Source organism: Moraxella sp. CTOTU47915, from assembly GCF_031986685.1.
Taxonomy (GTDB): domain Bacteria; phylum Pseudomonadota; class Gammaproteobacteria; order Pseudomonadales; family Moraxellaceae; genus Faucicola; species Faucicola tetraodonis.
On sequence record NZ_DAMAAE010000003.1, the window covers coordinates 58,337 to 72,902 of the forward strand.

General features: G+C 44.7%; 14 protein-coding genes. 11 read left to right on the top strand and 3 right to left on the bottom strand.

Annotated features, from left to right (window positions below; all coding sequences use genetic code 11):
- Window positions 1–13: 13 nt before the first annotated feature.
- The 3 genes from RTL34_RS03580 to RTL34_RS03590 all read left to right on the top strand — a co-directional run bounded on the left by RTL34_RS03580 (window position 14) and on the right by RTL34_RS03590 (window position 4,185).
- Window positions 14–793 carry a tRNA threonylcarbamoyladenosine dehydratase gene (locus RTL34_RS03580; protein ID WP_472796813.1) on the top strand — a complete coding sequence of 260 codons (780 nt, stop codon included), beginning with the start codon at window positions 14–16 and terminating at the stop codon, window positions 791–793.
- A gap of 45 nt (window positions 794–838) precedes the next feature.
- Window positions 839–2,506, top strand: coding sequence for a GAF domain-containing hybrid sensor histidine kinase/response regulator (locus RTL34_RS03585; protein WP_312114656.1), 1,668 nt, complete (start codon window positions 839–841; stop codon window positions 2,504–2,506).
- Window positions 2,507–2,676: 170 nt separating this feature from the next.
- Window positions 2,677–4,185, top strand: coding sequence for a cation:proton antiporter (locus tag RTL34_RS03590; RefSeq protein ID WP_312114658.1), 1,509 nt, complete (start codon window positions 2,677–2,679; stop codon window positions 4,183–4,185).
- 66 nt (window positions 4,186–4,251) lie between these two features.
- Here the strand turns inward: RTL34_RS03590 and RTL34_RS03595 are convergent, their stop codons facing one another.
- Entirely contained in the window at window positions 4,252–5,430 is a 1,179-nt protein-coding gene (locus RTL34_RS03595) for an iron-containing alcohol dehydrogenase (RefSeq protein ID WP_095356124.1), read from the bottom strand.
- Window positions 5,431–5,837: 407 nt separating this feature from the next.
- Between RTL34_RS03595 and nemA the strand changes: the two genes are divergently transcribed.
- Both nemA and RTL34_RS03605 read left to right on the top strand, forming a co-directional pair.
- Complete coding sequence (nemA, locus tag RTL34_RS03600; RefSeq protein ID WP_076775105.1) at window positions 5,838–6,962, top strand: N-ethylmaleimide reductase; 1,125 nt, start codon at window positions 5,838–5,840, stop codon at window positions 6,960–6,962.
- Between the two features lie 209 nt (window positions 6,963–7,171).
- Window positions 7,172–7,543 carry a hypothetical protein gene (locus RTL34_RS03605; protein ID WP_312114662.1) on the top strand — a complete coding sequence of 124 codons (372 nt, stop codon included), beginning with the start codon at window positions 7,172–7,174 and terminating at the stop codon, window positions 7,541–7,543.
- Between the two features lie 19 nt (window positions 7,544–7,562).
- Here the strand turns inward: RTL34_RS03605 and RTL34_RS03610 are convergent, their stop codons facing one another.
- Window positions 7,563–8,474: a LysO family transporter gene (locus RTL34_RS03610; protein ID WP_007115786.1), complete on the bottom strand. Its 912-nt coding sequence runs from the start codon at window positions 8,472–8,474 to the stop codon at window positions 7,563–7,565.
- 274 nt (window positions 8,475–8,748) lie between these two features.
- Here RTL34_RS03610 and RTL34_RS03615 point away from each other — a divergent pair, with 274 nt between their 5' ends.
- The 6 genes from RTL34_RS03615 (at window position 8,749) to RTL34_RS03640 (ending at window position 14,024) form a co-directional block, all read left to right on the top strand.
- Complete coding sequence (locus RTL34_RS03615) at window positions 8,749–9,822, top strand: DUF475 domain-containing protein (protein WP_312114664.1); 1,074 nt, start codon at window positions 8,749–8,751, stop codon at window positions 9,820–9,822.
- 315 nt (window positions 9,823–10,137) lie between these two features.
- Window positions 10,138–10,713, top strand: a complete 576-nt coding sequence (locus RTL34_RS03620; protein WP_065254149.1) for a TerD family protein — start codon at window positions 10,138–10,140, stop codon at window positions 10,711–10,713.
- Between the two features lie 193 nt (window positions 10,714–10,906).
- Window positions 10,907–11,659, top strand: coding sequence for a TIGR00266 family protein (locus tag RTL34_RS03625; RefSeq protein WP_312114666.1), 753 nt, complete (start codon window positions 10,907–10,909; stop codon window positions 11,657–11,659).
- A gap of 91 nt (window positions 11,660–11,750) precedes the next feature.
- Window positions 11,751–12,359: a TerD family protein gene (locus tag RTL34_RS03630; protein WP_007115781.1), complete on the top strand. Its 609-nt coding sequence runs from the start codon at window positions 11,751–11,753 to the stop codon at window positions 12,357–12,359.
- A gap of 301 nt (window positions 12,360–12,660) precedes the next feature.
- Window positions 12,661–13,752, top strand: a complete 1,092-nt coding sequence (locus tag RTL34_RS03635; protein ID WP_096488447.1) for a hypothetical protein — start codon at window positions 12,661–12,663, stop codon at window positions 13,750–13,752.
- A complete protein-coding gene (locus tag RTL34_RS03640) occupies window positions 13,749–14,024 on the top strand; it encodes an RnfH family protein (protein ID WP_312114667.1) in 276 nt (91 codons plus the stop codon). The genes RTL34_RS03635 and RTL34_RS03640 overlap by 4 nt, the downstream gene beginning before the upstream one ends.
- Window positions 14,025–14,111: 87 nt before the next feature.
- Here RTL34_RS03640 and RTL34_RS03645 read toward each other — a convergent pair whose 3' ends face one another.
- Window positions 14,112–14,495, bottom strand: coding sequence for an outer membrane protein assembly factor BamE (locus RTL34_RS03645; RefSeq protein WP_007115778.1), 384 nt, complete (start codon window positions 14,493–14,495; stop codon window positions 14,112–14,114).
- Window positions 14,496–14,566 lie beyond the last annotated feature (71 nt).

A 14,566-nucleotide genomic window follows, 5' to 3' on the forward strand; every position in this document is an offset into this window, starting at 1 on the left:
GACAGCTGATATGATGCCTGATGTGACATTAATTGACACCCAATACCAACGCCGTTTTGCTGGCACCCAAAAACTGTATGGCGCCGCGCAATTTAGTAAGTTTGAGAATCTGCATGCGTATGTGGTGGGCGTGGGCGGGGTGGGCTCGTGGGCAGCTGAGGGACTGGCTCGCACAGGTGTGGGCGAGATGACATTAATTGACATGGATGTGCTAGTAGCTTCCAATGTCAATCGACAATTACCTGCTACCGATAGCAATTTTGGTAAAAGCAAAATTGAAGCCATGGCAGCACGTATCAAAGAAATCAATCCCCATATCAAATTACATTTGATTGACGATTTTTTGAGCCAAGATAACGTAAAATTGTTAATACCTAATCGTGCTTTGCAATCACAGCTTAAACAGTCAGGTAAACAGCTTGTAGTATTAGACTGTGTCGATGATATGAATGCTAAGCTTGCGCTTGCGCTGCATTGCCGATTTAATAAATTAAAGTTAATTATGGCGGGCGGGGCAGGTGGCAAGACGGATCCGACCCAAATTCAGGTGGCAGATCTTAAGGATACTTACCAAGATCCGCTACTGGCTAAAGTCAGACAGCGACTTCGTCAAGATTATGGCATCAATCGTACGATGAAAGAGAAATTCGGTATTCGCTGTGTGTTTTCATCACAGCCGCCGATTGTTGATAAGTCCTGTCAAACAGGTGGTTTGCATTGTGGCGGCTATGGATCGGCCGTTGCAGTGACCTCAGTGGTGGGCATGATGTTGGTGGCTGAAGCGTTAAAATAACCTCAGCGTTTAATTTTTATCACGTAGTAGGACGGTGTTAACAAGATGATATCATATCCTATAGCAAGCAATGAAAAACAGCGTCTAGCGGTATTGGATGAATACCATATCATCCATACAAATAAAGAATGCGAATTTGAGCGTATTAGCGCTTTGGCTAAGGCATTTTTTGGTACTAAGATTGTCGCCATTACTTTTTTGGATGCTGATATACAATTTTTTAAATCAAGAATTGGTCTAAAAGAACCTTCAACCAGCCGTGATGTTGCTTTTTGCAATTACACCATTACACAAAACGACACCTTTGTCACGCTCGATACTCACCAAGATACCCGATTTAAAAACAATCCTTTGGTTACCGGTTACCCTTATATTCGGTTTTATGCTGGTGCACCCATCGTGGTTCACGACAGTCAAGGTAGGGAATTTGCTTTGGGTGCGCTGTGTGTGATTGACGACCAGCCGCATCAAGATTTTGATGCCAATCAACAACACGTGCTAGCAGATTTGGCGGCGATGGTCAGTGATACCTTAAAATTACGTCAGCAGCGTTACCAAGCTGAGCGCGCCGATGAGGTAAAGACCGCATTTTTGGCCAATATGAGCCATGAAATTCGCACGCCGATGAATGGTATCATGGGCATACTTGAATTGCTTGAGCAGACACCGCTTGATACGCAGCAGCAACACTATATCAAATCGATTAAAACATCCAATGAGCATCTGCTTACCATCGTCAACGACATTTTGGATTTATCCAAAGTAGAATCAGGTAAGATACGTTTTGAGAGTATCCCGGTTGATTTAGCACAGCTATGCCAAGACGTGTATCAATGCTTTTTAGCCACTGCAAAAGACAACAGCGTGGAACTAACCTTCGATTACCCTGATAACTTGCCCAAATATGTCAACACCGATCCGGTGCGGGTGCGACAGATTTTAATCAATCTAGTCAATAACGCCATCAAATTTACCCCAAAACAAGGTAAAGTGACCATTCAAGCCATGAATGGCGGTGATAAGCACCAAATCAAATTCAATGTGATTGATACGGGCGTTGGCATCAAGCCTGAATCATTGGCAGTGATTTTTGATGCCTATAATCAAGCTGATAAGTTTACCCATCGGTTATATGGTGGTACAGGGCTAGGGCTATCTGTGTGCAAAGCGTTAGCAGAAGGGATGGGCGGCACGATTAAGGTAACCAGTGAAAAAAATAAAGGCTCAACCTTTACCCTATCTCTACCAATGATAGCAACTGATGAAATCAGCTATCAGCAGTGGCACCAACGTCATGATGAAACCACAATACAACCGCTAGAACGTCTGCCTGCCCATGTTCTGCTAGCAGAAGACAATGAGCTAAATGCCATGGTCGCGGTCAAAAGCCTAAAAAAATATGGCTATGAAGTCACCCGAGCCAAAGATGGGTTAGAGGCCGTCAATTTTTATAAGGCTGACCCTAGCAAATATCACATCATTTTGATGGATCATCAAATGCCCATCATGGATGGGGTGGAAGCCACCAAAATACTCAAACAGTCGTTCAGTCAGTTGCCGCCTATCATTGCAGTGACGGCACACGCCATGCATGGGGACAAAGAAATATATCTTAACGCGGGTATGCAAGATTACTGTACCAAGCCTTATAAGCCTGAAGCGCTTGATGTGATGATTCAGCGCTGGCTGCATCATGTCGCCAACAAAATTTAAGAGATATTAATCACAAAATTTGCTTGTATTTGCGCAAACAATTGCTTACGGTAAAACCCTACCACAGTTTGTGGTAGGGTTTTATTTTTGTTGAAGTATTTTTGCTTTGTCACGGCTAAAAATGGCTTTGGTGACAGTGTTTTATAGAATGAAGAGCTAAAAAAACGCCTATGGGAAATTTTATTTTTTTACAAATTTTGGCAGCTGTCTGTGCCTTGTCCATCATTACCACGCTATTTAACAAGCGGATTTTGGACTTTCCACAAGCCATTGGGGTGCCCATTGTGTCGGCGGTACTGGTTTTTATTTTGCAGTGGAGTGCAAGCCTGCTCAATGGCAACGAGTTTATTACCATCAATATCACCAGTATCCAAAATGCGGTGCGTGATATCGATTTTTACGATTTTTTAATCAATGGGGTGATTTGTTTTATTTTGACGTCATCGGCGCTGACGTTTAAGGTGTCCGATCTGAAAAACTATTGGAAACCGATTGGGATTTTGGCAAGTATCGCATTGGCACTGTGTGCGCTGTTTTTTGCAAGCCTTATGTTTGGCTTTCAGTGGCTTATAGGGGCAAGTATTCCGTTCGCGGTATTGTTGTTACTGGGTGCAGCACTGGGCGCGACTGACCCGATTGGCATCAAAGGCGTGCTTAGCTCTATCAAAGCGCCGCGCCATTTGATGATTAAGCTAGAAGGCGAATCGCTGTTCAATGATGCAGTGTGTATTGCGCTATTTATGACTATTTTGCATGGTCTGCAAGGTGATGGTTTTAGCATCGTGACCACAGTAGAAGTGTTGTTGTATGAAATCGTGGTCGCCGGGGTTATTGGTTGGTTTTTTGGGCAGATGACGCTGCGAATTTTAAGCGGTAAACACGAGATGGAGTCACTGATTTTGACCACAGCATTTTTGGCGTGTGGGTCGTATTTGGTGGCATTGTATGCGCATGCTTCCGCGCCGATTGCTTGTGTGGTCGGGGGCTTGATTGTCGGTAACCGTTGGCACCAGATTTTAGACGAAGGTGAAATCACCTATGTGAATCACTTTTGGCACGCCATTGAGGGGATTATCAATTCATTCTTATTCACCCTCATTGGTCTGGAGCTATTTATTTTAGAGCTGAACACCTCGTTGATTTTGGGCGGTGTGGTGGCATTTATCTGTCTGCATTTATCCCGTTTTTTGGCAAATTTTGCGTCATTTAGCCTGCTATCTGATGTCCGAAAAACCAGTTATAACGGCAGTTTGACGATTTTATCGTGGGGCGGGGTACGCGGGGCGATTTCTTTGGCGTTGATTTTATCGGTTTCTAACGTGCCTGAATTGCAGCCATATAGCAGCTTTTTGGTGGGTTATACCTTTATCGTAGTATTGATGTCGGGCGTGGTATGTGGTCTTGGGCTACCTGCGGTGATGAATGCGTTTTATCACAATCCCAACGAACGCACAACAGGTTTTGCAGGGTGGTATCAAAGGCTAGTTAAACGCTTTAATCGCAAAGGCTACCAGTATGTGCTCAGCGAGGATGAGCAGGGCAATGAAGTGATTACCCGCTATCAGCCCCCGCCTGTAGTGATTCAAGAGACGCCTAGTAGTGTCGGTATGGCGCTGCCACTGCCAAAAGTGATTGATAAAGATGGGCACGATGAATTAGCCCATCCCAATGGTTTTTAACTGTTGCTACCACAAAAAAAGACCTAGCAAATGGCTAGGTCTTTTTTTATACCATTTTTTATATCATCAAATCGCTGCGCGCAAAATCCGCTCAGACACTGCCAAATCATTGCTACGATGTTCACCAAGTTTGACCATATTATGTTCTTCTAATTGGCTCAAAATTGGCGCAATTGTAGACGCATCAAGGTCGGCATCTGACAATCTCACCGGTAAGCCAAGCTCGCGGAAAAAGTTTTCGGTGTTAATAATCGCTTGTTCGATTTTATCCTCATCGCTACCTTCAGTGATATGCCAAACGTTTTTGGCGTACTGTAGCAGCTTGTCTTTTTTGCTATCCTTGAGCTCACGCATCACTCCAGGCAACACAATGGTCAAGGTGCGGGCGTGGTCAATGCCGTGTAGGGACGTGAGTTCATGCCCAATCATATGGGTGGTCCAGTCTTGTGGTACGCCAGTGCCAATAAGACCATTGAGAGCCATTGTCGCTGTCCACATGATGTTTTTACGCGTTTCCATGTCGTTAGGGTTGGCTTTAACGGCACGGCCTTCTTCAATCAAAATTTTGAGCAGGCTTTCAGAGAAACTATCTTGGACTTTGGCGTTGACTGGGTAAGTCAGATACTGCTCCATCACATGCACAAACGCATCGCCCACGCCATTCATCACTTGACGCTCAGGTAGCGTTAAGGTTTTGGCAGGGTCAAGAATCGAAAACTGTGGGAATACTAGCGGGTTACCAAAAGGCAATTTGGCATGACGCTCGCTATGATTGATAACGCCGCCTGAATTCATCTCTGAACCTGTTGCAGGAATGGTGAGTACAGTACCGAGCGGTAGCGCATTTTGAATATCACGGGTATATCCTTTTAACGCTTCCCACGCTTTTTCATGGTCTTTGTCGTCATCTAAGGTGGCAGTCAATGCAACAAATTTGGTGCCATCCAGTACTGAGCCACCACCGACAGCGAGCAAAAAGTCAATATTGTTGGCATGTACCATATCGACGGCTTTCATCAAGGTATTAAATTCTGGATTTGGCTCAATGCCGCCAAATTCAAAGATTTCACGCTGTTTACCTTGTAGCGCGGTTTTGACCTCATCGAGTGTGCCGGTTTTTTTGGCAGAGCTGCCGCCATAGGTGATAAGTACACGGGCATTATCAGGGACAAGATTGGCGAGTTCTTTGATTTGACCTTCGCCAAATACGATACGCACAGGGTTGTAATATTGGAAATTATTCATGCCGATCCTTAAGAAATTGTTATTGTTAAAACATTGCCACTTGTAAAAATGCACCATGGCACTTATTAAGTAAACGTTACGCTCAAACACAGCGCTATCATAGAATAAAATAGTGAAAGCAATTGCAATAATTTGTCTAAAACTCGCAAAAGCTTTTTAAAAACAAATGATTTGTAAAACAAATGCTTGCTAAAACGTAGTCTTTGCTCAAGCTTCTAACAGCAGATTAACCTGTGAAAATTATGCTGTGACGAAGTTTGATAGCAACGTATATAAGTCTAAAATCCTTATAAACAAGGATGCTGCAACAATTTTTTTATCAAGTTTGTTATGACTTTTTGTTATAACTTGAAGCTAGCAGCGTCCAATAACTCAACGAAAGATGAATCAACAATCACGAGGAATGTATGTCTTACTCCGCTCTTCTATCACCGATTAACGTGGGCGCGATGCGCTTGCCAAACCGCGTCTTTATGGCGCCATTGACCCGTCTGCGTAGTGCTGATTTGCCAAATGGAACAAAAAATATTGGTGGCTTGCCAACGCCACTCATGGCAACCTATTATACCCAGCGCGCTAGCAGTGGTTTGATTATCACAGAAGCCACTGATATCTCAGCCGATGCCAAAGGCTACGCAGGTGCGCCCGGTGTTTTTAGTGACGCACAAATTGCAGGCTGGAAAATGATTGCTGATAGCGTACACCAAGCAGGCGGTCATATCGCTATGCAGCTATGGCACACGGGGCTAGTATCGCATTATAGCTTACGCCCACAAGGTCAGCCGCCTGTATCAGCATCGACCGTGGATTTGGGTGATGCGGTACGCACCTCGTTAAAAGATGACGAAGGCAAAGTATACCGTGTGACTGCCACGCCAGCGCGTGAGATGACCACCGCAGAAATCAAACAAACCGTCGATGATTTTGCCAGCGCCGCGCGTAATGCGATTGAAGCGGGCATGGATGTTATTGAAATCCACGGTGCACATGGGTATTTGATTCATCAATTCTTGTATGAGAGCGTCAACCAACGTAGCGATGAATACGGTGGTAGCTTAGAGAACCGTATGCGCTTTTTGAAAGAAATTTTGACCGCAGTCACTAACGCCATTGACAGTGACAAAGTAGGTATCCGTATCTCGCCACTGGGTCAATTTAATGGTGTGGATGCCGGTAGCGAAGACGATGCATTAGCAATCATCAAACTGATTGATAGCTTTAACCTAGCCTATTTACATATTTCTGAGCCAGACTGGGCAGGTGGAAAACCCTTTACCGCAGAATTCCGTCGCCAAATTCGTGATGCTTATCACGGCGTGCTTATCGGTGCAGGTGGCTATACGGCAGAAAAAGCAGACGCGCTAATTCGTGATGGCTTAATTGATGCGGTCGCTTTTGGTCGCAGTTATATCGCAAATCCAGATTTGGTTGAGCGTTTTCAGCAAAATGCGCCGCTTAATCAACCAAACCCAGCCACTTTTTATGGTGGCGATCAAGAGGGCTATACGGATTATCCTGCGTTAGCCCAATAATTGTACTAGCAAAAATAATCGTATTAGCGAATATGAAAACCCCGATTGTGTGACGACATGAGCGGGGTTTTTTATTGGGCTAATAACACAAACAAATGTTTTTTACTAAACTTATCATGAAAGTGACTAGAAAATCTGCTAATAATAATCAAGCGGTAATAGGAAATTGTCATATCAAAAAATAGTCAAACAAAGACAAGGAGAACGAAATGAAAACACGTTTTACAGCCCCCTTATTTGGCGCAGCTATAGCCATGCTATCGGTAGCGGTAACCACCCAAACTGCCACTGCCGCGACAGCTACCAAAATTATTTTCCCAAAGGGTAGTTACTGCGCCAGTTATTCAGGCAATTTTAGCAAAAGTAAAACCTACAGTCTGTATCTGCTAAAAAACCAAGATTTTGAAGTCAAAGCCGCCAATATGGAAGACGGTATCCACATCAGAGATGCACGGGGTGTGCTGCGAGGTCAATGGATTGACGACAATACCTATCGTATTCATACGCGCACCAAAGGTCTGCATTATGTGACAGTACGCAGTCCATATGGCGACCAACAAGTTGAGTTTTGCGCATATTAATTTAATAAGGATTGTGCTATTAGCCAAAACTTGAAAATACCACCATTAACACCGGTGAGATGATATTGACCAAAAATCCAAAGCTCATGGCAAGCGGTACCACTTCATTTCCCCCTGAGCTTTGGATGACCGGCAAGGTAAAATCCATGGTGGTCACCCCGCCTAAACCCACCGCCGTGGTTGGGTATTTGCGAATCAGCATAGGGATAAACAGTAGCGCCGTGAACTCACGTAACAAATCATTGAGCAATGCCACACTTCCCCAAACGGCGCCATACGCATCAGTCATGATAATTCCCGACAACGAATACCAGCCGTAGCCAGAAGATAGCGCTAAGCCTTGGGTAAAGGTCACATCAGGCATTATCAGTGCATACACTAAACCACCGACTGCCACACTGAGACAAAAAATCACACAGGCTTGTACGCCGCGTTTATTGACCAATACCTGCCGCAACGTCATCCCCGAATGCGACAACTGAAAACCCACCAACAAAATCAGCAAAATCAACAAGCCCTTGATGATGCCATCAATCGGCAAATCCGTTATTGGCAATAATTTGCCTAGTACAAAACCCAATACCACACAGCCCAACTGAACGAGACTTCCGGTGATGCTAAAACCTGCTTGGCTATGCTCATGGGGGAGGGCACGTTGCCAAGGATGCAGCCTGTCAAATATCAGCAAACTGATAAAACCTGCCCCTAGGGTACAAATCGCCAATATCGCCACATTGGTGCCAATAAACCCAATCTGCGCCCATAAGTCAGGAATCTGCGACAACGAAAGACCAATAAAGGTTAAAATCACAAACACCAAGTTGGTCAGTAGCTTGTCTACCAGCGGCATGAATCGTTGCGGTAATGGCAGCAAAAACCCGACCACCAAAGGGGTAAGAATCAGAACAAGGGTGATAAAGTTTTCTAACATACCGCGACGCTTCCAAACAGGGTTTAAACACAGGCTAATCGCAATATTTTGCAGTTAGCACTTGGTTTAAAAAATTAAAAGTGGCTATTGTACCCATAAATGCATCAAGTTGGCGAATATTTGCCATAATGCGTGGTTTAAGCGTGCAATCAATTGCTTGGTAACACATTTGTAGTATGATTGAGCAAATAGTTGTGTAAGATAAACACATCCAATCATCTTACGCGTTAGATGACTTTATTAGCCGTTAATTTTTTCAATTTGTAGGATTGTTATGAGACATTTTTATTTTGATATTGTCTTTACCACGATTGCCCTGGCAATTGCAGCGTGGTGGGGTTTTTCGCATGGTGGCGTTAGCACTATGATGTCGGCGCTGTTTGTCACGCTGATTTTGGCAGTGATGGAGATTTCACTATCGTTTGATAATGCGGTGGTCAATGCCTCGGTACTCAAAACCTGGGATAAGTTTTGGAAAATGATTTTCTTGACTGTGGGTATGCTCATCGCGGTATTTGGTATGCGTCTGGTATTTCCGATTGTCATCGTCGCGGTGACTGCGGATATGGGCATGATGGATGTCATCAACATGGCGCTCAACAACCCGAAAGAATACTCGGCAAAGCTCATTGAGCACCATGCAGAGATTGCGGCGTTTGGTGGGATGTTCTTGTTGCTCGTCTTTTTAAACTTCATCTTTGATGAAAAAGAAGTGATGTGGTTTAAATGGCTTGAGCGTAAGCTTGCGCGCTTTGGCAAAGTCGATGCCATGAGCGTGTTTGTGGCATTGGCGTTATTGATGATGGCGCTGTTTTGGGTAGATCCAGCGCGTAAAGCCGCTGTCTTGACCGCAGGGGTATTTGGTATTTTGATTTATCTAGCCACCAATGTGTTATCAAGCCTTTTAGAAGGGGCGGACGATGATGATGAATCAACCCCCGATGTGATTGAAGGCAAAGAAGTCGCTGGCGCGATTGCCAAAGGCGGTATTGCAGGATTTTTATACCTTGAAGTACTCGATGCGTCGTTTAGTTTTGATGGGGTGATTGGTGCGTTTGCCATTACCAGTGATGTGATTATCATCATGCTCGGTTTGGCGATTGGTGCGATGTTTGTGCGATCCATGACCATTTTCTTGGTAGAAAAAGGCACGCTTGATGAGTTTGTGTATCTAGAGCATGGCGCGCATTATGCGATTGGTGCGTTGGCGGTCATCATGCTATTGGCAACTGTGCATATCGAAGTGCCAGAAATTGTGACGGGTTTGATTGGGATCGCCTTTATCGTATGGGCAGTGATTAATTCTATCAGCTACCGTAAGCGCGAAGAAGCCTTAGCGAAACACTAAAAGACGCTAAACAGACTGGGGCTCATGCGTAACCGTAGCGGTATTTAAGATGCTGGCTTGAGCTTAATATCCCTTAAGCTTTTGACACATAAATATAACAGCTTAATGTAGCCGAATGGTGGACAAATTCTACCACCAAAGGTATAGTTAAAACGTGGGTTTCGGCTCACGTTTTGTTTTTTTAGGCGATTTTTTACGGTGTCTAAGGCTTTTAGTCTGGGCGCGCTTTTGGTCTGATAGCGAAAGGCGCAGCGCATGAAAACGGACATCGATTTTCTTATTTGATTTCAAAAATTTATTACAAAGGATAAAACAATGGCAATTAGCTTAACCAAAGGTGGTAATGTTAATTTATCAAAGGAAGCACCGAATTTAACCAACATGGCCGTTGGTCTTGGCTGGAACCCACGTGCCACTGACGGGCAAGCCTTTGACTTAGACGCGGTCGCGTTTTTGGTCAATGAATCGGGTAAAGTACGGGCCGATGCAGATTTTATTTTCTTTAACAACCTAAAATCATCCGATGGCTCAGTAGAGCATACGGGTGATAACCGCACCGGTGAAGGCGATGGCGATGATGAAGTCATCAAAGTAGATTTAACGAAAGTCCCAGCCGATGTAAGCAAAGTGGTATTTTGTGCGGTGATTTATGATGGTCAAGCGCGTAACCAAAACTTTGGTCAAGTAGCAAACGCTTATATTCGCATCGTGAATACCCAAGGCGGCGCTGAAGTGGCTCGTTATGATTTGTCAGAAGACAGTAGCACCGAGACAGCGATGATTTTTGGTGAGCTTTATAAGAACAATGGCGAGTGGAAATTTCGCGCGGTTGGACAAGGTTTTGCTGGCGGTTTAGGGCCATTGGCTGCGTCATATGGCGTTGCTGTTTAGTTTTTTGGCTAAAAATTTTTAACATTTTTTTAACAATGGGGTGGCATCGGCTTGCCCCTTTTTTTCAACATAACCATTTTTTTAACCTGAGCGCTTTTTAAGCTTGAGCGCTTTTTTAAGCCTAAGGGCTTTTTCAAACTTAGCTACTTTTATCATCATTTTTGCCACTTAGTTTATAAGGATACATTAACCTATGGCAGCGACGTTTAGTATGATTGGGACGATTGAGCCATTTTTACATTGTAATCTCAAAAAAGGCGATTCGATTTATTGTGAATCCAATGCCATGGTCATGATGGAGTCAAATCTTGAGCTCAAAGGTCAGATGCGTGGCGGCATCATGCAAGCTTTGATGCGCCGATTTGCCAATGACGAGTCGATTTTTCAACAGCAAATTGAAGCGGTAAATGGTGAGGGTGACTGCTTACTGGCGCCCACACTTGATGGTGATATGCAAATTTTAGACGTCGGTGCCAATCAGTATACGCTCAGTGACGGTGCCTTTGTGGCAGCGACCCATAGTGTTGATTTGCGTGCCAATATCCAGCGCAATTTAGGCGGCGCTGTATTTGGGGATACGGGTGGCTTTATGGTCATGCAAACGCAAGGTCAAGGTCAGCTCGTGGTATCGGGGTTTGGCTCTTTGTTTGAGATTGATGTCACGACTGATAAAGATGTGATTATTGATAATGGTCACGTGGTATGCTGGGATAGCCGACTGCAATATAGCCTATCAATGGCAACCAGCCAGAAAAAAGGCTTTTTGGGCAATATCATCAATTCAGTCACGAGCGGCGAAGGCATGGTACTAAAGTTCTCAGGTCAGGGCAAAGTAGTGATTTGCTCGCGCAACCGTGATACTTACCAAGGCTGGATTCAAAGCTTATTGGGGTCAAACTCAGGCGGACGCGGTGGCAATGAAGGTATTTTGGGCGGTTTGTTATAATCAATTTGTGCTAAACCGTTATTAACCTCTTAAAACATAGCTTAAAACATAGCTAGATAGAATAGTAAAAAAATAAAATAAGGAAACCAACATGGCAGTGAATTTATCGAAAGGTCAAAAAATCTCGCTAGAAAAAGAAGCAGGTGGCGCACTTAGCCAAATCAAAATGGGTCTGGGTTGGGATGTCGGTGCTGCGCCGCAAAAATCAGGTGGATTTTTGGGTGGCTTGTTCGGTGGTGGTGGCAGCGCAGGCGGCAGCATTGACTTGGATGCGTCGTGTATCATGCTTGATGCCAACAAACAAATGGTGGATGCGATTTGGTTTGGACAATTGCAGTCAAAAGACAGTAGCATACAACACACAGGCGATAATCGCACTGGTGCTGGTGATGGCGATGACGAAGTGATTAATGTTAATTTATCTCGTATCCCTGACCATGTGCAAGCCTTGGTTTTTACTGTCAATAGCTTCACAGGTCAAACTTTTGCCACGGTCAATAATGCGTTTTGTCGTTTGGTGAATGCTAGTAATAACAGTGAAGTTGCCCGTTATGATTTGTCAGCCCAAGGCAGTCATACAGCGCTGATTTTGGCAAAAATTTATCGTCATAACGGTGAGTGGAAAATGCATGCCATTGGTGAAACCGCGTCAGGTCGTACCTTTCATGATTTAATGCCTGCGATTTTACCGCATGTGTAACTGCGCTTTTTGATGTTAAGCAATAATGCGCAGCCATAAAGAAAGCCCTGTGATACGCAGGGTTTTTTATTTTGACTACTATTTTTGATAAGTTTGTGTGGATTTTGCGTTGGTGGGTTTTGCATACGGTGTGGGTTTGCTAAAATAGCGGCGATTTAGTTTTTGCAGCGTTTAATTTTAAATCACTTTCTTACAATCAGTTTTTCAAAGTCGCTTTTTTTACAGTCACTTTTTTAAAATCACTTTAGCGACTCAAACAATTTTATGATAACAACTTACCGCTACAAAGGAATCCAACACCATGCCATTTAATCGTTTACAGCCGATGTTGATAGCAAGCTTGCTGCCGCTGCTGGTTTTTACTTGGTTTAGCCGTGACTACATTGGGCAGATTGATTTTTGGTTGTTGTGGTTGGTGGCGATGACCTTGGTCGGCTTGCCATTAGTGTTTGCAGAGATTGGTTTGGCGCATCGTAGTGGTACCTCTCCGCTGGTCGGTCTGCCCATGTTGACCCGTGAAGCTGACGTGTCAACGGTTTGGCGCGGGTTTGGTTGGCTGACTATTGTGCTGCTGCTGGCGGTCGTGGGGCATTTACTGGCAAGTAGTGGCGAGATTATCCATCCGCTAGTAAGCAATATTGCTTTGCCTGCCTTGCTAGCCATCATGGTGCTGATAGTAATTGGTTTGAGTTTTATCAAGCATTTGGCAGGTTGGTTGGCGGTCGGTTTTGCTGTTGCCGCGTTGGTTGTCAATGTCATGCAGGGTGGGTTTGTGGCGTGGCAGATGACAGCCACGTCCTTGACGGAGTGGGCAGGGGCGGTCGTGTTGGCGCTAGTCTGTGTTGGCGCAGGTACAGGACTATACTGGCATGCGCGCACCCACCAAATGCTCACAATGAGCAACACGGCTGCCGATGACGCACGCGAATCCGCGAGTCGCTATGTATTACCGGTGTGGAGTTTTCAGTTATTAGCGGGTGCGCTGATTGCCATAACTTTATCGCCAAACAGCGCGATGGCGGCAGTGCTGAATGCATTGGCGATGCTGGCAGGGGCGGCGTATTTACTGCATATCTTGACCCATCAAGTGTCACTACGCTTGCAACAACAGCAATTTAATTTTTTGGCATTGGTGGTATTGGCAGTGCTTAGTCTTGCGCTAGCCATGGTGCCAACCGCTTGGCTCAATCAGCTGATTATCGTGATTAGTTTAGTCACGGCGGTATGGCTAGCCGTATTTGCAGGCTGGCAAATGAAAATCAGCCATTTGCGCAAATCATTGAATTTTAGCTCGGAAGGCTTATATAACCTTTGGCGCATTGCGGTGCGTATTATTGTGCCATTGGCGGTGATTTTGGCGATGGTGGGGTGGGTGCTAGGACTGGCAAAATGATTACTGTTGATATAGCCTTTGCGCCCGATAGCCAAACACAGTTGCGGTTAACCCTGCAACTTGCCGATAATAGCCGCGTGATTGATGCCGTCAATGCTACAGGCTGGCAACAGCGGTATCCGCAGATTTTTAGCTATAGTGTCGGTGTGTTTTCCCATAAACTAGACTGGCAAAGTGCTATCAACACAGGTGATAGAATCGAAATCTATCGCCCTTTGACCATCGACCCGCAAAACAAACGCAAATTACTGTCCAAAAAATCCAACCGATGAGGGCGTGACCCAGTATTCTTGTGTATCTCACAAAAAAAAGCCAATCACAGCATCACGGCAATGATTGGCTTTTTTAATCAGAAAAACTTACTGAGTCACCGCTGGGCGCTCGATACTGGTGACAATACCATTTTGGTCAAAATAAATTTTGGCGTATTGTTGGGCGTTGTGAATCGCGGGCTTGTTGGCGCGTTTGGCGTTAGTACCTGGGGTAAAATCATACAGGTAATCCCAACGTACCGGATTTAGAGTGTCTCTAAAGGTTGGGCTACCTAGTATATACAGCACTTGATTGGCATTCATACCCACTTGCACTTGGCTTAATTTGTCTTCATGAATCGGCTTGCCTTGTGGGATATCGATTTTGTACACGCTAAACCATGAGCAACCTGGTAATACGCTGACGCTGCTAATTACGGCAACCAAAGGCAGGACTGCCAGTTTTTTTGATAGTGTTGTGATAGATGTCATTTGTCAAACCGCTTTGAGATGGTGAACGATAAAATTTACGACTTATCATACGTGATTTGGGTTTTTTTGCC

Bases quoted from the DNA above. Each gene is read 5' to 3' on its own strand.
- RTL34_RS03580 (WP_472796813.1), top strand. From the start codon at position 14: ATGCCTGATGTGACATTAATTGACACCCAATACCAACGCCGTTTTGCT.
- RTL34_RS03585 (WP_312114656.1), top strand. From the start codon at position 839: ATGATATCATATCCTATAGCAAGCAATGAAAAACAGCGTCTAGCGGTA.
- RTL34_RS03590 (WP_312114658.1), top strand. From the start codon at position 2,677: ATGGGAAATTTTATTTTTTTACAAATTTTGGCAGCTGTCTGTGCCTTG.
- RTL34_RS03595 (WP_095356124.1), bottom strand. From the start codon at position 5,430: ATGAATAATTTCCAATATTACAACCCTGTGCGTATCGTATTTGGCGAA.
- nemA (WP_076775105.1), top strand. From the start codon at position 5,838: ATGTCTTACTCCGCTCTTCTATCACCGATTAACGTGGGCGCGATGCGC.
- RTL34_RS03605 (WP_312114662.1), top strand. From the start codon at position 7,172: ATGAAAACACGTTTTACAGCCCCCTTATTTGGCGCAGCTATAGCCATG.
- RTL34_RS03610 (WP_007115786.1), bottom strand. From the start codon at position 8,474: ATGTTAGAAAACTTTATCACCCTTGTTCTGATTCTTACCCCTTTGGTG.
- RTL34_RS03615 (WP_312114664.1), top strand. From the start codon at position 8,749: ATGAGACATTTTTATTTTGATATTGTCTTTACCACGATTGCCCTGGCA.
- RTL34_RS03620 (WP_065254149.1), top strand. From the start codon at position 10,138: ATGGCAATTAGCTTAACCAAAGGTGGTAATGTTAATTTATCAAAGGAA.
- RTL34_RS03625 (WP_312114666.1), top strand. From the start codon at position 10,907: ATGGCAGCGACGTTTAGTATGATTGGGACGATTGAGCCATTTTTACAT.
- RTL34_RS03630 (WP_007115781.1), top strand. From the start codon at position 11,751: ATGGCAGTGAATTTATCGAAAGGTCAAAAAATCTCGCTAGAAAAAGAA.
- RTL34_RS03635 (WP_096488447.1), top strand. From the start codon at position 12,661: ATGCCATTTAATCGTTTACAGCCGATGTTGATAGCAAGCTTGCTGCCG.
- RTL34_RS03640 (WP_312114667.1), top strand. From the start codon at position 13,749: ATGATTACTGTTGATATAGCCTTTGCGCCCGATAGCCAAACACAGTTG.
- RTL34_RS03645 (WP_007115778.1), bottom strand. From the start codon at position 14,495: ATGACATCTATCACAACACTATCAAAAAAACTGGCAGTCCTGCCTTTG.